This window comes from Mycobacterium intracellulare ATCC 13950 (assembly GCF_000277125.1).
Classification (GTDB): domain Bacteria; phylum Actinomycetota; class Actinomycetes; order Mycobacteriales; family Mycobacteriaceae; genus Mycobacterium; species Mycobacterium intracellulare.
In genome coordinates, this window is the sequence record NC_016946.1 from 3,147,738 (window position 1) to 3,168,150 (window position 20,413).

A 20,413-nucleotide genomic window follows, 5' to 3' on the forward strand; every position below is an offset into this window, starting at 1 on the left:
GGTAGGCGTGGTTCAGGCCCTTGCAAGTGACGGCATCGAATGCCTGCCCCTGCCGCCGGTGAATCCGATGCCTTACCGTCAGCGCCTCGCGGCGGTACGGGAATTCAGCACGGGAACCGAACGGCTGCGTGACGCCGGCGGGCGGGTGACGTCGTTCAAGTTAGGGCCGCGATGGCTGATGCCCCCGATGGTGTTGGCGACGTCTCCGGAGGCCATCCGCGACATCCTCAGCACCAAAGACGATTCCGTGGACAAGACCACCCCGGTCTTCGACCAAGTGCGCCGCGTCATCGGCGCCAGCCTCACCGATCTTCCCTTCGAGCAATGGAAGCCACGCCGGCGCACCCTACAGCCGGTGTTCACCAAGCAGCGGGTGAGCGAGTTCGGCGGCCACATGGAGCAGGCGGCGCAATCGGTGAGCGAAAGCTGGCACGAGGACGCCCTGATCGATTTGGACGCCGAATGCCGCACGATCACCTTGCGCGCGCTGGGCCGATCGGTGCTCGGGCTCGACCTGGAACAACGGGCCGACGAGGTCGTCGAGCCACTGCGAATCGCGTTGGCCTACGCGGTCAGGCGCGCGACGCGCCCACTCCGTGCGCCGCGCTGGTTGCCCACACCCGCGCGTCATCGCGCGCGAGCGGCGAGCGCCAAACTTCACGCGCTGACACGGGAGATCCTGCGGGACTGTCGCGCCGATCCGACACGAGTCGCGCCCCTGGTCCATGCCCTGCTCGCCGCCGAGGATCCAGAAACCGGAAAACGGTTGTCCGATGACGAGATTTGCGACGAGCTCGTCATGTTCCTCTTCGCCGGCCACGACACCACGACGACCGCGTTGACGTATGCGCTGTGGTCTCTGGGACACCACACCGATTGCCAGAACCGCGTGGCCGCGGAAGTCGCGGCCCTGCCGGATCGGCCGCTGACGTCCGACGACATTCCACAGCTCGGCTACACGGTGCAGGTCATACGGGAATCGTTGCGCCTGTGCCCCCCGGCGCCTACGGGGACACGCATGGCATCCCGCGACGTCCAAGTCGGCGGCTACCGGGTGCCCAAGGGCACGATGCTCATCGTGGGGCGAATGGCCGTACAACGCGACCCGCAGCTTTGGGACGACCCGCTTCGATTCGACCCGGAACGATTCAGCCCGGAGAACTTCAAGGCTCTCGATCGGTGGCAATACGTGCCCTTCGGCGGCGGCCCCCGCTCGTGCATCGGCGACCATTTCGCCATGCTCGAAGTCACACTCGCCTTGGCGACACTCATCCGGGGAGTCGAAATTCGCTCACTCGACGACGAATTTCCGCTCGCGTTGCACTTCACCATGATCGCCGGCGGTCCGATCCGCGCGCGCGTCCGACCGCGCCGCTAACCCAGCCCGCCGCGCCTTCCCCGTCGCTACCGAGTCCACGCGACCCCGATCACACTCGGGCGTCAACGTGAGCGAATCATTGCTAGACGCACTAGGCAATGCCAAACGCGGCGCACCGGTTACCGCTACCGTTAGGGCAATGTCGGGCACACTGGACCACCTGGTCACCGCTGCCGCCGCCGAGTTGATGGCGGCCACCGCGGCGGACTCCGCCTCAATCAGCGAACGCGTGCTCGGCAACCTGGTTCGCGACCTGGGGGTGGACTTCAGCTTCCTGCGCCACAACGATCACACCATCCGCGCGACCATCCTCATCGCCGAATTCCCGCCGCGTAACGCCGACCCCGACCCGATCGGGTTGGTGTATTTCGCCGACGCCGACTCCATCTTCGCGCGCACCGAACACCTCAAGGTGCCCGAGGTGGTCCGCCCCGAGCCGGAGAACGCCGACTATCAGAACCGCATCGAAGCGGGCACCGGAGTTCCCGCCGTCTCGCTGGCCGCCGTTCCGCTGCTGTCCGGCGACGTCACCACCGGCACACTCGCCTTCGGCAAACTCGGAGACCGCGAATGGCTACCCGAAGAACTCAATGCGCTACAGGCGATCGCCGCGCTTTTTGCGCAGCTGCAAGCCCGCGTCGTCGCCGAACAGCAAATTCACTACCTCGCCGAGCACGATGAACTCACCGGGCTGCTGAACCGAAGGGCGCTCATCGCACACCTCGACGACCGGCTGGCGAAGGGACAGCCCGGCCCGGTGTCGGTCGTGTTCCTCGCCATCGACCGCTTCAAGGTCATCAACAGTCGCCTCGGCCAAGACGCCGGCGACCGATTCATCGAGTCCTTCGCCGCGCTACTACGTGAGGCCACCCGCGTTCCCTCCGTCATCGCCCGCTTCGGCGGCGACGAGTTCGGCGTCGTGCCGTCCGCGGCCATGGACGTCGAGGCCGCCGAAGCGTTCGCACACTCATTGCACGGTCGGGTTCACCAACAGATCCCCATCGACGGCGAAATGCTCAGTCGCACCGTAAGTATCGGCGTCGCGGCAGGCCTACCCGGGGACGAGACCACGTCAGACCTGCTACGGCGGGTCGACCAGGCCACCCGGTCGGCCAAGGCCTCCGGCGGCAACAACGTCGCAACCTTCCGCCCGGAGATGTCTACAACGGACATGATCCGCAACGACATCGAGCTGCATCTGGAAGGGATGATCGAGGGCGGTGGCGGTGCGCTGGTCCTCCACTACCTTCCGGAATTCGACATGCGTACCGGCGAGATTCTCGGCACCGAGGCGCTAATCCGTTGGCAACACCCAACTCTGGGCCTGTTGATGCCTGATTCGTTCATCCAGGTCGTGGAATCGATCAACCTCGGCGCCAAGCTCGGCCGCCTCGTCATGCGCTCCGCGTGTGCGCAATTCGGACTATGGCGCTCGCACGGTGTCGGCAAGGGCACGGTGCTGCGAATCAACGTATCTCCCGTGCAGCTCGTCACGGCCGGTATCGTTGACACGGTCGCCGCCACCCTCGACGAGTTCGGTCTTGATCCCAGCACCGTATGTCTGGAGATCACCGAAAGCGTTGTGGTCCAAGACATCGACGCGACACGTCAGACGTTGTTCGGGTTGAAGGATGTTGGCGTACAGATCGCGATCGATGACTTCGGCACCGGCTACAGCGTGTTGACATATCTGAAATCTCTTCCCGTCGATTCACTCAAGATCGACAAGGGTTTCGTCCAGAATCTCGACACCAACGCCGGAGATCTGGCGATCGTGCGCTCGACGATGGCCCTGGCCGACGCCTTCGGGCTCGATGTCGTGGCCGAAGGGGTGGAAACCGTGGCCGCGGCCGAAAGGCTGCTCAGCCTGGGCTGCCATCGCGCGCAAGGCTTTTTGCTGTCCCGCCCCATCGACAGCGCGGCGATGGAATCACTCCTGGCCAAACGCGTCATCCCGATGAACTTCTCCAGCACGCGGTTTCCTGGAACGGGAAACGCGGTTTAGATCCGCCAGAAAGTGCACACGGGAGACGGTCGGGCACTCAGGCGCGACGTTGGAACAGGTAGTAATACGCCGGGGACTTCCTGTCGTCGAGTTCCTGCTCGTCGCCGCTGAATAACAGCGTCCAGCCGGGAGTGAAACGTCGTTCGATCTCGGGGTGATCGATCCCCGGCACGCCGAACCGGCCGCCGGGAGGGAACGCGGCGATGAACAGCCGCGCGTCGGGCGCCGCCACGGCGCTGACTTCCCGGACGTACGCCTCACGGTCGCCGCCACTCATGTTGTGGATGCAACCGTTGTCGACGATCAACCGGAAGCCAGTCCCGATCCCGGACTGACTCAGCTGCGTCACATCGGCACGAACAAAATTGATGGAGACATCGGCTTTGCCCGCTTTCGCCCGCGCCTTTTCAAGCGGTTTCGCGACGTAATCGACCCCGGTGACCTGCCAGCCCTGCTGGGCGAGATAGATGGCGCAGTCCCCGGTGCCGCATCCCACGTCGAGAGCCCGCCCCTTGGGCAGCGCCGGCGTGTCACCAGTTCCCTCGACCAGATCCCGCAGCCCCTGCCCGATCGGGTGTCCTTCCCACGGCGTGAAGCCGACGCGGTAGAAGAACCGAAATCGCGTGTGTCGAGATGCCATAGCCGCAATGATGGCATCCGCGGCAACCGGCCCGACACCACCTTCCCGGTTTACCACTTTCGCGGCCAACCGGGACCGTGCCATCAACACGTGATTTCTTCCAATGCCGAAAAGCGGCTGAGGATTTCGGCGTTCTCGGCGCACATCAGCTTGAATTGCGCCGGCTCGGCATGAGCGGAAAGGGTGCGACGGTCCCACCACATCACTTTGGTTCGATAGTTTTCATTCGGATAGGCGGCCGCCGGAACGCGTGCGGCCACGACGCCCCCGGAGGATTGCCACTGCTCCAGCACATGGGCCGCCGCGGTAGCCATCACAAATTGAGCACCCAGCAACGTCATCGTCGGCAGGGCCGTGCGGGCCAATACTCGGGAAAGCGACTGATTGCCATATTCGCGGGAATTGGCCCAGGCGCTTTTCACCTCCACGACGCCGAACGGCAGCCGGTTGGCGATCATATGACGCAGCAGGGAAAGGCCGGGATTGCCTTTCCACTCCACCAGAGCGTGGGAGTCCTCGGGCGAGCGCAACGGCCCCACGACGCGCGTGCCCCCGACCACGCGCCCCTCCGGGTCAAGGGCCGCGAAGAACAGCGCCGTGTCCGCGCCGTCCGAAATCGCGTCCACGTCGAGCACCCAATCCAAGCCGTGCCTGCGATAGCTGTGCGCTGCGCCTTCCAGGTATTGATTCCACAGATCGGGCTCCCCCCTCGGCGTGGACGCGACGACCCAGCATCCCGTCGCGTGATCGCGCCAGCCGGACCGAACGTCCGGCCGCGGGGCATCAAACACTCTTGCTTCGAGCTGAGCCGCTTCCATGGGTTTGCCTCCACCTATTAACCGTGCGAACCGAACTATTTCGTGAACGCGTCTTGAATCGTTTCTCAATTCGACTCGCGACAAATAACCAAGGAGATTGTGACATAACAAGCTAATGGCGGCTGTGCAGCGCGGGCGGAAAATATCAACGCGGGCTTGTTAGGCGCCGCACGGGATTTGGCGAAAACGTCAGCTACTGTTCAGTAACACGCGACCGCGGCCGAATTATGGTTAACGCCGGTCGGGGCTAGAGCACGGGAAATGCGAACCGCAGCGACTCCAAGAACTGACAACGGATGTTGCCGATTTCGACCGCGGCGCGCAGTACCGTGGCGGCATGCCCGACGAATCCAGCACTGAAGGTGCCGCCGACGCCGGATACGACGACGCCGGTACGCCGACGTTCGAGTCCGTGCGCGACAAGATCGAGGCCCGGTACGCGACGGCACAGGGCTCGGCCGAACTCGACGCGGAGTCACCCGAGGGACGATCGGTCGAGGCCGAGTACGACGAGCGCCGTCGCGCGGCGGCCGAGCGGCTGGCCCAGATCCGCGAGTCGATGCGGCGCGACGACCAGCCGTGAGCGACGCCGGGCGTGTGTCCCCTCAGTGCTCGCCAGATGCCTTGCCCGACAACGTCATTCGGGCCTTGTCGCGAAAGCGGGCTCAGGCGGTGGCTTTACGGCGGCGGGCCGGCCGGCGCGTCGGAGCGCTGGCCGGCGGCGCGCTGCGCCCGATGACCTCGGCGAGGAACTTCCCGGTGTAACTCTCCGGCACCGCCGCGACGTCCTCCGGAGTGCCTTCCGCGACAACGGTTCCGCCCTCAGCGCCGCCTTCCGGCCCCATGTCGACGATCCAGTCCGAGGTCTTGATGACGTCCAGGTTGTGTTCGATGACGATGACCGTATTGCCTTTGTCGACAAGGCCGTTGATGACCTTGAGCAACTTGCGGATGTCGTCGAAATGCAGACCCGTGGTCGGCTCGTCGAGGATGTACACGGTGCGCCCGGTGGATCGCTTTTGCAGTTCGGCGGCCAGTTTCACGCGCTGCGCCTCGCCGCCGGACAGCGTCGGCGCCGGCTGGCCGAGCCGCACATAACCGAGACCGACGTCGACCAGGGTGCGCAGATAGCGGTGGATGCCGGTGATCGGCTCGAAGAACTCCGCCGCCTCCTCGATGGACATGTCCAGCACCTCGGAGATGGTCTTGCCCTTGTAGTGCACCTCGAGGGTTTCCCGGTTGTAGCGGGCCCCCTGACACACCTCGCACGGCACATACACGTCGGGCAGGAAGTTCATCTCGATCTTGATGGTGCCGTCACCGGTGCACGCTTCGCAGCGGCCGCCCTTGACGTTGAACGAGAACCGGCCCGGTTGGTAGCCACGGACTTTGGCCTCGGTGGTGGCCGCGAACAGGGTGCGGATCTTGTCGAACACGCCGGTGTAGGTGGCCGGGTTCGACCGCGGCGTGCGGCCGATCGGCGACTGATCCACCCGCACCAGCTTGTCCAGGTGGTCCAGCCCGGTGACCCGAGTGTGGCGGCCGGGGACCAGCCTTGCGCCGTTGAGCCGGTTGGCCAGCACCGCCGCGAGGATGTCGTTGACCAGAGTCGACTTGCCGGAACCGGACACGCCGGTCACCGACGTGAGCACGCCGAGCGGGAACGAGACGTCGATGCCGCGCAGGTTGTGCTCGCGGGCGCCGACGACGGTGAGCTGACGGCGCCGGTCGACGGGACGCCGGATCGCCGGCATCTCGATGCTTTCCTTGCCCGACAGGTAGGCGCCCGTGATCGACTCCTTGTTGGCCAGCAGCTCGCTGTAGGTGCCGCTGTGCACGATCTGGCCGCCGTGCTCACCGGCCCGCGGGCCGATGTCGACGATCCAGTCGGCGTGCGCGATGGTGTCCTCGTCATGCTCGACGACGATCAGCGTGTTGCCCAAACCCCTTAGCCGAGTGAGGGTTTCGATGAGGCGACGGTTGTCGCGCTGATGCAGCCCGATGGACGGCTCGTCGAGCACGTACAGCACGCCCACCAGCCCGGACCCGATCTGGGTGGCCAGCCGAATGCGTTGCGCCTCACCACCGGACAGCGTGGCGGCCGCGCGGGACAGCGACAGGTATTCGAGACCGACGTCGAGCAAAAATCCCAGCCGCGACTGGATTTCCTTGAGCACCTGCCCGGCGATCGCCTGCTCGCGCGGCCCCAGGGTGAGGGTGTTGAGGAAGTCGGCGCAATCGGAGATCGACAGCTCGCAGACCTCGGCGATGGACTTCTTGCCGCGATTGCCCGCGCTCAGCGACACCGCCAGGATCTCCGGCTTGAGCCGGGTCCCCTCGCAGACCGGGCAGGGCACGTCACGCATGAAGCCCTCGTAGCGCTCCTTCATCTGCTCGGATTCGGTCTGCGCCATCTTGCGCTGCAAAAACGCCAGCACGCCCTCGAAATCGGCGTAATAGGAGCGGGTCCGGCCGTACCGGTTGCGGTAGCGCACGTGCACCTGGTGGTCGGAGCCCTCGAGGATCGCCTTGCGGGCCTTGGCGGGCAGTTTGCGCCACGGGGTGTCGACGTCGAAGCCCAGCTCGTCCCCCAGCCCGGCCATCATCCGGGTGAAGTACTCCGCGGTGTGGCCCGTCGACCACGGCGCCACCGCACCCTCGGCCAGGGTGCGCTCGGGGTCGGGCACCACCAGGTCGGGGTCGACCTCCTTGCGGATGCCCAGGCCGCTGCATTCCGGGCAGGCGCCGTACGGCGAGTTGAACGAAAACGACCGCGGCTCCAGGTCGTCGACGGCCAGCGCGTGCCCGTTCGGGCAGGCCAGCTTCTCGGAGAACCGCTGCTCGCGGTTGTGGGCGTCGTGCTCGTGATCGACGAACTCCAGCACCACGATGCCGTCGGCCAGGTTCAGCGCGGTCTCCACCGAGTCGGTGAGCCGCTGCTTGGCGCTGGCCTTCACGGTGAGCCGGTCCACCACGACCTCGATGTCGTGCTTCTCCTGCTTCTTCAGCTTCGGCGGATCGGTCAGCGGATGCACGACGCCGTCGACCCGGACCCGGCTGTAGCCCTGGGCGTTGAGCTTGTCGAAGAGGTCGGCGAACTCGCCCTTGCGGGTGCGCACCACCGGCGCGAGCACCTGAAACCGGGTGCCCTCCGGCATCGCCAGCACCTGGTCGACGATTTGCTGGGGCGTCTGGCGGGCGATGCGCTCGCCACACACCGGGCAGTGCGGGGTGCCGGCGCGGGCGTACAGCAGCCGCAGGTAGTCGTAGACCTCGGTGATGGTGCCGACCGTCGATCGCGGGTTGCGGTTGGTGGACTTCTGGTCGATCGACACCGCAGGCGATAGGCCCTCGATGAAGTCGACGTCCGGCTTGTCCATCTGCCCGAGGAACTGGCGGGCGTAGGCCGACAGCGACTCCACGTAACGCCGCTGCCCCTCGGCGAAGATCGTGTCGAAGGCCAGCGACGATTTGCCCGAACCCGACAGCCCGGTGAAGACGATCAGCGCGTCGCGGGGCAGGTCGAGGTCGACGCCGCGCAGGTTGTGCTCGCGGGCGCCCTTGATGATCAGACGGTCAGCCAACGCCGCCCCTCTCAGGAACTATCTGCTACTTTTCCGCAGCCACAATGCCGATCCCGGATCGGAGTTGCGCACGGCGCATTCCATGCTATGTGCCCATACCGACAAGCAGTCTGTGACCAGTAACGTGGCCGCTATGACTGCCCAGGACGGCCCCACTGACAAGCTTGTCGACACCTACACGGGACACGTCGACCCTGGTACCGCGGCCCGCCGGACCCTACCCGGCGCCACGATCATAAAGGCGTCGGTGGGCCCCATGGACAACAACGCGTATCTGGTGACGTGTTCCGCCACGGGCGAAACCCTGCTCATCGACGCCGCCAACGACGCCGACGACCTGATCGGCCTGATCCGGCAGCACGCACCGAAGGTGTCGCTGATCGTGACCAGCCATCAGCACTTCGATCACTGGCAGGCGCTCGACGCCGTGGCGAAGGCGACCGGCGCGCCGACCGCCGCCAACGAGATCGACGCCGAGGCGCTGCCGGTCAAACCGGACCGTTTGCTGGCGGGCGGCGACACCGTGCAGATCGGCGAGCTGAACTTCGACGTCATCCACCTGCGGGGGCACACCCCCGGATCGATCGCGCTGGCCCTGGACGGACCCGCGACCGGCGGGGTCACGCAGCTGTTCACCGGCGACTGCCTGTTCCCGGGCGGCGTCGGCAAGACGTGGCAGCCCGGCGATTTCGACCAGCTGCTCGACGACGTCACCACCCGGGTGTTCGACGTGTATGACGACGCGACGGTCATCTACCCCGGCCACGGCGACGACACGGTGTTGGGCGCCGAACGCCCCCATCTGAGCGAATGGCGCGCGCGGGGCTGGTAGCGCCGGGCCCGGCGGGCGGCGGTTACGTCGTGGTGTGCACGATCAGGACGTCGGTCTTGGCCCGCCGCGAGACGTTGGCCGGCACCGATCCCAGCAGCCGGCCGGCGATGGTGCTCAGACCGACGTTGCCGACCACGAGCAGGTCCGCCTGCTCTTCCTCGGCGAGGTGCACCAGCGCATCGACCGGCGCCCCCACGATCGGGCGCTCGTCGATGTTCTGCGCGCCCGCCGCGTGCGCGCGGTCCTTGGCGTCGCGCAGAATCGCGTAAATCGGCGCGGTGCCCGAAACCTTGTAGCTTTCGTCCCGGAGGGCGTCGGCGGCCCGGGCGTCCTCATGTTGGGGCAAGTACGCCGAGGCGACGATCAGCTTGGCGTCCGGCCCGGCGATCTGCGCCGCCTTCTCCACCGCACGCATCGACGAGTCCGAGCCATCGGTTCCTACCACCACAGTCCGATAGGCGCCCATTTACCCTCCCAGTTTCGGTTGGTCAGCCAACCCAAGACAGTATCGCGTTTGCTCGATGCAGAGGAGATAGATGAACGACACGGTGTGGCGTGGCACACCCGTGATTTGCGGCGCCTGGCTGGGCCAACGGACAATATCGGAAATGGCAAAACAATCGAATGCGCGATTCGGCGACGGAAAGCATTGCATGACGCCGCTTTTCGTGAATACGGGCGCGAACTGCAAATGCGGCGGGTGCTGTTGGTGACCGGTTCGACCGACCGCGCCCTACAGTAACAAGCATCATGTCCATGCCCACCCTCGAGCCGATTTTCGAGCCGCGCGCCGGGGATGTTGTCGATAAAACCGTCGCAGCGGGCCCCCGCGGCAGGTTGCTCGATCCGTGGGCGATCGCCCTGTTCGCCACGGCCGTCAGCGCCGCCTGGGCCTGCCGGCCTTCGCTGTGGTTCGACGAGGGGGCCACGATTTCGGCCGCGGCGAGCCGGACGCTGCCCGAGCTGTGGCGGCTGCTGGGCCACATCGACGCCGTCCACGGTGCGTACTACCTGGTGATGCACGGTTGGTTCGCCCTGTTTCCGCCCACCGAGTTCTTCTCGCGCCTGCCCAGCGCCCTTGCCGTGGGCGCCGCGGCCGCAGGGGTCACGGTGTTCACCAAGAAGTTTGCGACGCGCCCGACGGCGGTGTGCGCGGGCGTCGTCTTCGCCATCCTGCCCCGCACGACGTGGGCCGGCATGGAGGCGCGTTCCTATGGCTTCGTCGCGGCCGCGTCCGTATGGCTGACGGTGTTGTTCGTGGCCGCCGTCCGGCGCAATCGGCCCCGCTGGTGGATTTGCTACGCGCTGGCATTGGCGCTGTCGATCCTGCTCAACGTCAACCTGGTGCTGCTGGTGCCGGTGTACGGCGCGATCCTGCCGCTGTTGCTTCCCGGAGGGTCCCGCAGGTCCCCGGTCGTGTGGTGGGTCGCCAGCTCCGCCGCCGCGGTCGGGGCGATGATCCCGTTCGCGCTGTTCGCCCATGGCCAGGTGTGGCAGGTCGGCTGGATCTACCCGGTGAGCTGGCATTACGCGTTCGACATCATCCTGCGGCAGTATTTCGACCACAGCGTCGCCTTCGCGGTGCTGAGCGCGGTCGTGATCGTCGCGGCGGCGCTGGCCCGGTTGGCCGGCGCGCCGGCCCCGGCCGGTGACCTGCGCCGGTTGTTGACCTTCTGTGTGGTGTGGATGGTCATTCCGACCGCGCTGGTCGTCATCTATTCCGCCGTCAGCGAGCCGATCTACTACCCGCGCTACCTGATCTTCACCGCGCCCGCGATGGCCATCGTCCTGGCCGTCTGCATCGTCACGCTGGCCCGCCGGCCCTGGCCGATGGTCGGCGCGGTGCTGCTGTTCGTCATCGCCGCGGTGCCCAATTACCTGTTCGTCCAGCGTTGGCCGTACGCCAAGGAGGGCTGGGACTACAGCCAGGTCGCCGACCTGATCGCCGCACACGCCGCCCCCGGCGACTGCCTGATGGTGGACAACACCGTGCCGTGGCGGCCCGGCCCGATCCGGGCGCTGCTGGCCACCCGGCCGGCGGCCTTCCGGTCGCTGATCGACGTCGAGCGCGGCGTGTACGGCCCGAAGGTCGGCTCGCTGTGGGACGGCCATGTGGCCGTCTGGCTGACCACGGCCAAAATCGACAAATGCCCCACCATCTGGACCATTACCAATAAAGACGCCTCGCTGCCGGATCACCAAGCGGGACAATCGCTCCCGCCCGGAAGCGCATTCGGGCGCGCCCCGGCATACCGATTCCCGGGCTACCTGGGCTTCCACATCGTCGAGCGTTGGCAATTCCATTACTCGCAGGTGGTGAAATCCACCCGGTAATCCCCGACGGGTCAGCCCACGCTGGCGACCGGCCGCGCCTGGCGCGTGGCCCGGGTCGCGGCGTACGACACCGCCACACCCGCGGCGCTCACCGCGGTGAAGACCGTGAACAACAAATGGGCCGCGACCGCCTCGCCACCGGTGGCGGTGTTGACGACCACTCCGGCCAGTCCGGCGCCGATCGCCGCGGAGGTCAGCTGGACGGTGTTGATCGCCGCGGAGGCGGCGCCGCCCTCGGCCGGATCGTTGACGCAGGCCATCGCGCGGGCCGAGAGGTGCGGCCAGGCCATCCCGATGCCGATGCCGGCGACCAGCAGGGCCACCGCCCACAGGGCGGCGGTCCAGTTTGACCCGTCGCCGTGCCGGGCGACCGCGCCCAGCGCCAGGCCGGACGCGGCCACCAGCGGCGCCACCATGACCACCCGCCCGATCGTGCGCGGATTTTCCAGCGAGGCGCTGACGATTTCGCTGACGGTCCAGCCGAGGGCGAGGGCCGCGCCCAGGAAGCCGGCCGCGATCGGCGTGAGGTGGGCCAACCGCTGCCCGAACAGCGGCACATAGGTGTTCACCATCGCCGCGCCCATCAGGACACCCATGGTGAGGTAGATCCACTTCAACGGGCCGGGAGAGAACACGCTGGGCGGCAGGATGGCCGCGTGCATGCGCCAGTCGACGATCACGAACAGGCCGACCAGCATGATGCCGGCCGCAAGCAGGCCGTAGGTCGCGACGGTGTTGCGGGGAATCTGCGCGCCGCTCACGGCCAGCGCGGCCACACCGATGATCAGCAGCGACCACACCGGCACCTTCATCCGCGGGATGCCGTTCGTCGGGTCGACGCTGGCCAGCGCGACCGGCACCAGCAGGGCCATCAAGACGGTGAGGACGGCCATCGTGACGAACGCCCACCGCCAGATCCCGAGCTGCGCGAACAGGCCGCCCGTCGTGGGCCCGACCACCGTCGCGACGCCCCACATCGCTGACACCAGCGCCGAGCCCCGCGTCCACAGCCAGCGGGGCAGCGCGGAGTTGATCACCGCGTAGCCCAGGCCGGCCAGCAAGCCCCCGGCCACCCCCTGCATCGCGCGGCCAGCAATCAGAACATGCATGGTCGGCGCGGCCGCGCAAACCATGCTGGCGATGCCGAACACGGCGAGTCCGAACAGATACGACGACCGCGCCCCGACGCGCAGCAGCATCGGATTGACCATCGTCGCCGCGACCACCGACCCGACCAGGTACAGCGTCGTCACCCACGCGTAGAGCCGGCTTCCGCCGATCTCGGCGATCGTGTTGGGCAACAAGCTGGTGGTCAGGAACTCGTTGGTGGCGTACAGCGCTACCCCACCGGCTAGCAGGATTGACGTCCTCAGATACCGGGCGCCCAGCAGCTCTCGCCAGCCGCCGGTGATAGTCGCCGCGTCGGTCACCCCTCTACCGTATGGGGTGCCGCGGGGTTACCCGGCGCAGATCGGTTGCCAGCAAACTCATTTCAGGCCGGCGGCGTCCATCCCGCGCAGTTCCTTCTTCAGGTCGGCGATCTCGTCCCGGAACCGCGCGGCCAGCTCGAATTGCAAGTCCCGGGCGGCGGCCATCATCTGCGCGGTCAGGTCCTTGATCAGGTCGGCCAGTTCGGCGCGGGGCATGCTGGTCGTGTCGCGGCCCTCGAACACCCCGGCGCTGACCGCGCGGCCCGGCTCGCCCTGTGCGCGCCGACCGCGGGACGCATTGCGCCCTGACCCGCCGATCTCCACCACGCTGGCTTCTGTATCAGACGCCTCGCGATAGACCTGGTCGAGGATGTCGGCGATCTTCTTGCGCAGCGGTTGCGGGTCGATCCCGTTGGCCTCGTTGTAGGCGATCTGCTTCGCCCGGCGCCGTTCGGTCTCGTCGATGGCTTCCTTCATCGAGTCGGTGATCGTGTCGGCGTACATGTGCACTTCGCCGGAGACGTTGCGGGCGGCGCGGCCGATGGTTTGGATCAGGCTGCGCGATGACCGCAGGAAGCCCTCTTTGTCGGCATCCAGGATGGCGACGAGCGACACCTCCGGCAGGTCCAGGCCCTCGCGCAGCAGGTTGATGCCGACCAGCACGTCGTACTCGCCGAGCCGCAGCTGGCGCAGCAATTCCACCCGGCGCAGCGTGTCGACCTCCGAGTGCAGATAGCGCACCCGGATGCCCATCTCGAGCAGGTAGTCGGTGAGGTCCTCGGCCATCTTCTTGGTGAGCGTGGTGACCAGCACCCGCTGGTCGGCGTCGGTGCGCTTGCGGATCTCGCCGATCAGGTCGTCGATCTGCCCCTTGGTCGGTTTGACCACCACCTTCGGGTCCACCAGGCCGGTGGGCCGGATGACCTGCTCGACGAACTCGCCGCCGGACTGACTGAGCTCATAGGGGCCCGGGGTGGCCGACAGATACACCGTCTGCCCGACCCGGTCGGCGAACTCCTCCCACGTCAGCGGGCGGTTATCGCACGCCGACGGCAACCGGAACCCGTATTCGACCAGGTTGCGCTTGCGCGACATGTCGCCCTCGTACATGCCGCCGATCTGCGGCACGGTGACGTGCGACTCGTCGATGACCATCAAAAAGTCTTCCGGGAAGTAGTCGAGCAGGGTCGCCGGCGGCGAGCCCGGCCCCCGGGCGTCGATGTGGCGGGAGTAGTTCTCGATGCCCGAACAGAATCCGACCTGGCGCATCATCTCGATGTCGTAGTTGGTGCGCATCCTCAGGCGCTGCGCCTCGAGCAGCTTGCCCTGGCCCTCGAGTTCGGCCAGCCGGGCGGCCAGTTCCTCTTCGATCGTCGAGATGGCGTGGGCCATCCGCTCGGGGCCGGCCACGTAGTGGGTGGCCGGGAAGATGCGCAGCGAGTCGACCTGGCGGATCACGTCGCCCGTCAGCGGGTGCAGGTAATACAGCGCCTCGATCTCGTCGCCGAAGAACTCGATGCGCACCGCCAGTTCTTCGTAGGACGGGATGATCTCCACGGTGTCGCCGCGCACCCGGAACGAGCCGCGGGTGAAGGACAGGTCGTTGCGGGTGTACTGGACGTCGACCAGTAGCCGCAGCAACCCGTCCCGGGGCACCTCGTTGCCGACCCGCAGTTCCACCGAGCGATCCAGGTACGACTGCGGGGTGCCCAGGCCGTAGATGCACGACACCGACGCCACCACGACCACATCGCGCCGCGACAGCAGCGACGACGTCGCGGAGTGCCGCAAGCGCTCGACGTCGTCGTTGATCGAGCTGTCCTTTTCGATGTAGGTGTCGGTCTGCGCGATGTAGGCCTCGGGCTGGTAGTAGTCGTAGTACGACACGAAGTACTCAACGGCGTTGTGCGGCAACATCTCCCGCAGCTCGTTGGCCAGCTGGGCGGCCAGCGTCTTGTTGGGTGCCATCACCAGGGTGGGCCGCTGCAGGCGCTCGATGAGCCAAGCGGTGGTGGCCGACTTCCCGGTGCCGGTGGCGCCGAGCAGCACCACATCGCGCTCCCCCGCCCTGATCCTGCGCTCCAGCTCGTCGATGGCCGCCGGCTGGTCCCCGGCGGGGTCGTGCGGGCTGACGACCTCGAAGCGGCCGCCGGCGCGCACCAGCCCCGCCACGGCCTCTTCGGCCGGGCGATATTCCGAATGAGCGACTACCGGATGTTCCGTGGCGAATGCCATGCCACCAGGGTAGAGGCGATCACCGACAAGTGCCTTGGAGCTGGTCTTTGCAGGTCGTCGTCCTGACGGTTGAGGGATTCGCTCATGGAGGATCTTGGTAAAGACGAGGCTGCGTCTTTGGTCGAGCTTGGTTTTGGCTGGCGCTAGACGGGGGCGCTCCGGTCGACGGCGTATACCGATACGCCTCAGAGATGCTCGACGTCCGGTCAGGGAGGTTCTCGCGCGGATAGCCGAACCACCAAATAGTGTCTGGCTCTCCCGGTTGGCGGGAGGACGAGGACGGCTGGTTTTCCTCGAAGTCGACCAGAAAGTAGTACAGGACGGCCCCCGCGGCCGTCCTCGGCTAACCCGCGGGACGCGTCCACGTCCGGGTGACCGGGTCGCATTGCAGCAGGTAGCCGTCGCTGGAGGTGCTCATGGCGAACACCGAGGTGCCCGGCCGGTCGCACGAGCTACCGGCCGCGTGCACGCCCATCGTGATCGGGGCCTTGGCCCAGCTGCTGCCCTCGCACACGATCTGCTCGTTGTTGGTCGGGTCGTAGGCGACCTTGCCGACATCGGCGCACAACCCGCCCAGCACGGGCGGCGCCGGGGCGGACGCGGTGGTCGAGGCGTTGATGACCTGGGTGGGGTCGCCCAACGCCACGCCGGCCGGCGCGGCGCCGGCCCGGGTGGCCACCACGGGCACCCGGACCACCGCCCCCTGAGCGCCGCACTCGTTGCTGAGCACGGTCTCGGTCTGCGTGCCCCGCAGCGTGCCGTCGGCCTGCGGCGCCAGCGACCACGCGACGGTTTCCTGCTGGGTGGCAGGCGCGTGTCCGTTCGGCTGGGCGCAGCCCACTCGCAGCTGCTCGGGCGCGCCTTGCCAGTAGCCACCCACGTAGCGCAACGTGTCGGCCTGGCCGCCGCCGGTGGTGCTGGCCAGTTGGTGGGTGGCATCGTCCAGCTGGGTCCCGGTGGCCGCGCATCCGTTGGTCGTGCAGGCCGACCGGAACGCCCACCAGTCGGTGGTGGCTCCGCCGTGCCGGATGCCGATGCCGTTGGTGGTCCGCTTGGTCTGGTCATAGTCCAGCCGATAGGTCCCATTCAGCGCCGGTCCCCCGGCGGCGGGTGCGGCGCTGGGAGCGGGCAGGGACGGTTTGGAGGCGAGCGCGGGGCTGGGCGGCGGCGTGGTGGGCTCAAACGAGTACAGGATCGACCAGGTCGCCGCGACGGCGACGAGCACCGCGCACACCAGCGCCGCGGCCCACCGGGTTTTCGACGAGAACCGGTGGTTCAAGGCGGCGAGCCCGCGCCGGCGGTGCGGCGCCAACGGGGCGGTGCGCGGCGGCGGGCGGCGGGCTTCGGAAACCCGCGCGCTGACGGCGGTGGCGAACTCCCGGCACCGCGCGAACCTGTCCTCGGGCCGTTTGGCGAGCGCCGTCGAGAACACGTCGTCGAGCTCCGCCAGCTCCGGCCGAAAGTCGCTGAGGCGGGGAGGCGTCTCGTGCAGGTGCCGGCTGATCACCGCGATCGGGTTGGAATGCTGAAACGGTGGCGCACCGGTCAGCAGATGGAAAGCCGTTGCGGCCAACGCGTATTGGTCGGCCCTCCCGTCGATCGGAGCGCCGGCAAGCTGCTCGGGCGCGGCGTAGGCCACGGTTCCCACCGCGACGTTGGTTTCGGTGATCCCGCTCACGTCGCCCAGGTGGCGCGCGACACCGAAGTCCGCCAACAGGATTCGGCGTTCCCCGTCTTCCGGGTGGGTGAGCAGGATGTTGGCGGGCTTGACGTCGCGGTGCAGCAGGCCACGGTCGTGCGCGTAGTCCAGCGCACCCGCGACCGCTTGCACGATGGCACACACCTCGTGGATCGGCATGCCCTCGGGGTGGCTCTGCTTGACCAACCGCGACGCATCGGTGCCCTCGACATAGTCCATCGAGATCCACAGATGCCCGTTGAAAGCGCCGCGGTCGTGGACGCCGACGATGTGGGGATGCCACAGCGTCGCCGCGAGATCGGCCTCCCGATTGAACCTTTCGCGAAACTCGGGATCGGCCGTCACCGCCTCGGCGAGGACTTTGATCACGTCGCGGCGCGGCAGCCGGGGATGCAATGCCAGGTAGACCTCGGCCATGCCACCGGCGCCCAGTTGCCGCAAGATCGTGTAGCCGGCAAACGACGCACCATTCCCCACCGCACCGGAATCGCTGTGTGGTTGCGCCGCTTGGGGTTCCGCGTTCGGCAGGGAACTCACCGGTGGTATCCGGCGAAACAGCTGCCCGATCGGCATCGCGGGTAACGAGTGAAAACCCGCGCGCAGGGCGTCGCGGGCCTGGCGCGGGTTGGTCAGCAGTCGTCGCCCGGTGCCGATGCGCCGGGTCGTTCGCTTGTGCTCATCCATCAATGCGTTGGTCCCCCTCCGATCGAATAATGCCGCACGGCCGTAGGCGATTCGACTCCGCCGACTATGAAACAGCTATGAATAGCCGTGCCGAAACAAAGGGAAGTCACAGCCGGATCCCATAGAAGCACGGCCGGCGCGACCCGATACTTGAGTGGTGACTCGACCCGCCCCGCCTCTGCTGACCATTCGGCACGACGGGTCCCAACGATCCTTCGCGGCCGGACACGAAGTGGTCGTCGGACGCGACGCGCAGGCCGACGTGCAGATCGCCGATCCGCGCATCTCGCGCGCGCATCTGATCCTGCGTTTCGATCAAGGCCGCTGGCTGGCAATCGATAACGGTTCGCTGAACGGGACCTATCTCAACGGTTACCGGATGCCGGTCATCGATATCCACGACGGCCAGAGCATTCACGTCGGAAACCCGCGCGGCCCGCACCTGACCTTCGCGATCGGGCCCCGGCAGGGCCAGGCGACCCGCCCGGCCCGCACCCGGCCCAGCCACGATTCCGGGCCACCGACCCTGACGTGGTCCGCGGTTGGCGAGCAAACGAATCCGACGCATCATCGGCCCCCGCCGCGCCGCGGCGTTCCCCGAGGTCCGCTGCCTCGCCCCGCGCCCCCGCTGCCGCTCGCGGCGCCTTCGCCAGTGCGCGGCGCACCACCGGAGGAGCTGACCGTCATCGATCCCGGCTCGCCCGCCAGGTTGCGGGCCGCGCCGGCAACGGAATTCACGGTGATCGACGCAAAGACGGCCGACGTGTCGAACCTGGCGACGCGCTTTGTGAGATTGCTCTCGCCGCGCGCGTCGTCCGCCGCGGGCACGACCGGCGCCCTGACCATCGGGCGCGCCCCCGAAAACGACATCGTCGTCCCCGACGTATTGGCGTCGCGCCGGCACGCGACCTTGGTGCCCACACCGCTGGGCACCGAGATCCGGGACAACAGCGTCAACGGCACGTTCGTCAACGGCACCCGGGTCGGGTCGGCGATCCTGTCCGAGGACGACGTCGTCACCATCGGCAACGTCGACCTGGTGTTCCGTGGCGGCACGCTCACCAAGCGCAGCGAAGCCGCGTCGCGGAGCGGCGGGCTCGAGGTGCGCAACGTCAAGTACGTCGTCGACAACGGCAAACAACTGCTCGACGACATCTCGCTGGTCGCACGTCCCGGAACGCTCACCGCGGTGATCGGCGGGTCGGGCGCCGGAAAGAGCACCCTGGCCAGGCTCATCGCCGGCTACACCACACCCAGCTCGGGCTCAGTTACGTTCGAGGGACACAACATTCACGCCGAGTACGCCTCCCTGCGCAGCAGGATCGGCATGGTCCCCCAAGACGACGTCGTGCATCGCCAGCTGACCGTCAACCAGGCGCTGGGCTACGCCGCCGAGCTGCGGCTGCCGCCCGACACCGGCAAGGCCGACCGCGCCGGCGTCGTCGCCCAGGTGCTCGAGGAGCTCGACCTGACCAAACACGCCGACACCCGCGTCGACAAGCTGTCCGGCGGCCAGCGCAAACGCGCGTCGGTGGCGCTGGAACTGCTGACCGGCCCGTCATTGCTGATCCTCGACGAGCCCACGTCCGGCCTGGACCCCGCGCTCGACCTGCAGGTCATGACCATGCTGCGCCAGTTGGCCGATGCCGGTCGTGTGGTGCTGGTAGTGACGCACTCGCTGTCCTACCTCGACGTCTGCGACCAGGTGCTGCTGATGGCCCCCGGCGGCAAGACGGCCTACCGCGGCTCGCCCGAGCAGATCGGCGACGCGATGGGCACCACCAACTGGGCCAAGATCTTCACCCAGGTCGGCGCCGACCCGGACGAAGCCAATCGCCGCTTCGTGGAACGCAGCGAGGCCCAAAAGCGCATGCCGGACAAGGCCGATGAGCCGAGCGGCCTGGGTGAGCCGGTGCACACCAGCGTGCGACGCCAGATCTCGACCATCGCCCGGCGGCAGTTCCGCCTCGTCGTCGCCGACCGCGCCTACTTCGTCTTCCTGGCGCTACTGCCCTTCATAATGGGTTCGCTGTCCCTGACCGTCCCGGGCAGCAACGGATTTCATGCGCCGGGGCCCAATGCGGGAACGCCCGACGAGGCCGCACAGATACTGGCCCTGCTGATGCCGGCCGCGGCATTCATGGGCACCGCCTTGACAATTCGCGATCTGGTCGGCGAACGGGCCATCTTCCAGCGCGAGCAGGCGGTCGGCCTGTCGACCACCGCATACCTGCTCGCCAAGTCTGCGGTGTTCTGCGCGTTCGCCATTTTGCAGTCCGCGATCGTCACGGCGATCGTGGTGGCCGGCAAGGGCGCACCGACGCGCGGCGCAAATCTGTTCGGCCACTCCACGATTGGGGCCACGGTCGAGCTGTTCGCGACCGTGGCCGCGACGTGCGTCGCCTCGGCCATCCTGGGCCTGGCCATCTCGTCGCTGGTGCGCTCGAGCGAGCAAATCATGCCGCTGTTCGTGGTGACGGTGATGGCGCAGCTGGTGCTGTGCGGCGGCATGGTGCCCGTGACCGGCCGGCTCGGCCTGAACCAGTTGTCGTGGGCGATGCCGGCGCGCTGGGGCTACGCCGCCGCCTCGTCGACGGTGGACCTGCGGCACCTGGTGCCCGGTTCGCTGCTGTCCCAGGACCGGTTCTGGCAGCACGCGCCGAAGACCTGGCTGCTGGACATGGCCATGCTGGCCGCGCTGTCACTGTTGTATGGCGGGTTTGTGCGGTGGAAGATCCGGTTGCGCCGGTAGGGTGTGATCATTCAGGAGGAAC

At 67.4% G+C, this 20,413-nt stretch carries 13 protein-coding genes; 6 read left to right on the forward strand and 7 right to left on the reverse strand.

Annotation, left to right across the window (positions count from 1 at the left end):
* Nucleotides 1–7: 7 nt before the first annotated feature.
* Together OCU_RS39380 and OCU_RS39385 are read left to right on the forward strand one after the other, a co-directional pair.
* Nucleotides 8–1,378, forward strand: a complete 1,371-nt coding sequence (locus tag OCU_RS39380) for a cytochrome P450 (RefSeq protein ID WP_009954195.1) — start codon at nucleotides 8–10, stop codon at nucleotides 1,376–1,378.
* Between the two features lie 139 nt (nucleotides 1,379–1,517).
* The gene (locus OCU_RS39385) at nucleotides 1,518–3,383 is read left to right on the forward strand and encodes a putative bifunctional diguanylate cyclase/phosphodiesterase (RefSeq protein ID WP_009954196.1); all 1,866 of its coding nucleotides are present in this window, start codon (nucleotides 1,518–1,520) and stop codon (nucleotides 3,381–3,383) included.
* 37 nt (nucleotides 3,384–3,420) lie between these two features.
* Here the strand turns inward: OCU_RS39385 and OCU_RS39390 are convergent, their stop codons facing one another.
* Both OCU_RS39390 and OCU_RS39395 read right to left on the reverse strand, forming a co-directional pair.
* Complete coding sequence (locus OCU_RS39390; RefSeq protein WP_014380339.1) at nucleotides 3,421–4,023, reverse strand: class I SAM-dependent methyltransferase; 603 nt, start codon at nucleotides 4,021–4,023, stop codon at nucleotides 3,421–3,423.
* 83 nt (nucleotides 4,024–4,106) lie between these two features.
* Entirely contained in the window at nucleotides 4,107–4,841 is a 735-nt protein-coding gene (locus OCU_RS39395; RefSeq protein WP_014382758.1) for a hypothetical protein, read from the reverse strand.
* A gap of 337 nt (nucleotides 4,842–5,178) precedes the next feature.
* Between OCU_RS39395 and OCU_RS39400 the strand changes: the two genes are divergently transcribed.
* A complete protein-coding gene (locus OCU_RS39400; RefSeq protein ID WP_009954202.1) occupies nucleotides 5,179–5,424 on the forward strand; it encodes a hypothetical protein in 246 nt (81 codons plus the stop codon).
* A gap of 82 nt (nucleotides 5,425–5,506) precedes the next feature.
* On the opposite strand, the gene uvrA is transcribed toward OCU_RS39400, so the two are convergent.
* Nucleotides 5,507–8,425 (reverse strand): excinuclease ABC subunit UvrA, encoded by a 2,919-nt coding sequence (uvrA, locus tag OCU_RS39405; protein ID WP_014380341.1) that lies wholly within the window; start codon nucleotides 8,423–8,425, stop codon nucleotides 5,507–5,509.
* A 133-nt stretch (nucleotides 8,426–8,558) separates the two neighbouring features.
* On the opposite strand from uvrA, the gene OCU_RS39410 reads away from it, so the two are divergent.
* The gene (locus tag OCU_RS39410; protein ID WP_020188595.1) at nucleotides 8,559–9,257 is read left to right on the forward strand and encodes an MBL fold metallo-hydrolase; all 699 of its coding nucleotides are present in this window, start codon (nucleotides 8,559–8,561) and stop codon (nucleotides 9,255–9,257) included.
* A gap of 22 nt (nucleotides 9,258–9,279) precedes the next feature.
* Here the strand turns inward: OCU_RS39410 and OCU_RS39415 are convergent, their stop codons facing one another.
* Entirely contained in the window at nucleotides 9,280–9,723 is a 444-nt protein-coding gene (locus OCU_RS39415) for a universal stress protein (protein WP_008257654.1), read from the reverse strand.
* A 284-nt stretch (nucleotides 9,724–10,007) separates the two neighbouring features.
* Between OCU_RS39415 and OCU_RS39425 the strand changes: the two genes are divergently transcribed.
* Complete coding sequence (locus tag OCU_RS39425) at nucleotides 10,008–11,591, forward strand: mannosyltransferase (protein WP_014380345.1); 1,584 nt, start codon at nucleotides 10,008–10,010, stop codon at nucleotides 11,589–11,591.
* Nucleotides 11,592–11,602: 11 nt separating this feature from the next.
* Here the strand turns inward: OCU_RS39425 and OCU_RS39430 are convergent, their stop codons facing one another.
* The 3 genes from OCU_RS39430 to OCU_RS39440 all read right to left on the reverse strand — a co-directional run bounded on the left by OCU_RS39430 (nucleotide 11,603) and on the right by OCU_RS39440 (nucleotide 17,639).
* Nucleotides 11,603–13,021 (reverse strand): MFS transporter, encoded by a 1,419-nt coding sequence (locus tag OCU_RS39430; protein ID WP_009954230.1) that lies wholly within the window; start codon nucleotides 13,019–13,021, stop codon nucleotides 11,603–11,605.
* A gap of 57 nt (nucleotides 13,022–13,078) precedes the next feature.
* On the reverse strand, nucleotides 13,079–15,256 hold the full coding sequence (gene uvrB, locus OCU_RS39435) for an excinuclease ABC subunit UvrB (RefSeq protein ID WP_009954231.1): 2,178 nt from the start codon (nucleotides 15,254–15,256) through the stop codon (nucleotides 13,079–13,081).
* A gap of 343 nt (nucleotides 15,257–15,599) precedes the next feature.
* Nucleotides 15,600–17,639 (reverse strand): serine/threonine-protein kinase, encoded by a 2,040-nt coding sequence (locus OCU_RS39440; protein ID WP_014380346.1) that lies wholly within the window; start codon nucleotides 17,637–17,639, stop codon nucleotides 15,600–15,602.
* 157 nt (nucleotides 17,640–17,796) lie between these two features.
* On the opposite strand from OCU_RS39440, the gene OCU_RS39445 reads away from it, so the two are divergent.
* Nucleotides 17,797–20,391: an FHA domain-containing protein gene (locus OCU_RS39445; RefSeq protein WP_080552536.1), complete on the forward strand. Its 2,595-nt coding sequence runs from the start codon at nucleotides 17,797–17,799 to the stop codon at nucleotides 20,389–20,391.
* The last annotated feature ends 22 nt before the right edge of the window (nucleotides 20,392–20,413 follow it).

Excerpts from the sequence above, each read along its gene's own strand:
- OCU_RS39385 (WP_009954196.1), top strand. The coding sequence starts at position 1,518 with ATGTCGGGCACACTGGACCACCTGGTCACCGCTGCCGCCGCCGAGTTG.
- OCU_RS39390 (WP_014380339.1), bottom strand. The coding sequence starts at position 4,023 with ATGGCATCTCGACACACGCGATTTCGGTTCTTCTACCGCGTCGGCTTC.
- OCU_RS39395 (WP_014382758.1), bottom strand. The coding sequence starts at position 4,841 with ATGGAAGCGGCTCAGCTCGAAGCAAGAGTGTTTGATGCCCCGCGGCCG.
- OCU_RS39400 (WP_009954202.1), top strand. The coding sequence starts at position 5,179 with ATGCCCGACGAATCCAGCACTGAAGGTGCCGCCGACGCCGGATACGAC.
- OCU_RS39410 (WP_020188595.1), top strand. The coding sequence starts at position 8,559 with ATGACTGCCCAGGACGGCCCCACTGACAAGCTTGTCGACACCTACACG.
- OCU_RS39415 (WP_008257654.1), bottom strand. The coding sequence starts at position 9,723 with ATGGGCGCCTATCGGACTGTGGTGGTAGGAACCGATGGCTCGGACTCG.
- OCU_RS39425 (WP_014380345.1), top strand. The coding sequence starts at position 10,008 with ATGTCCATGCCCACCCTCGAGCCGATTTTCGAGCCGCGCGCCGGGGAT.
- uvrB (WP_009954231.1), bottom strand. The coding sequence starts at position 15,256 with ATGGCATTCGCCACGGAACATCCGGTAGTCGCTCATTCGGAATATCGC.
- OCU_RS39440 (WP_014380346.1), bottom strand. The coding sequence starts at position 17,639 with ATGGATGAGCACAAGCGAACGACCCGGCGCATCGGCACCGGGCGACGA.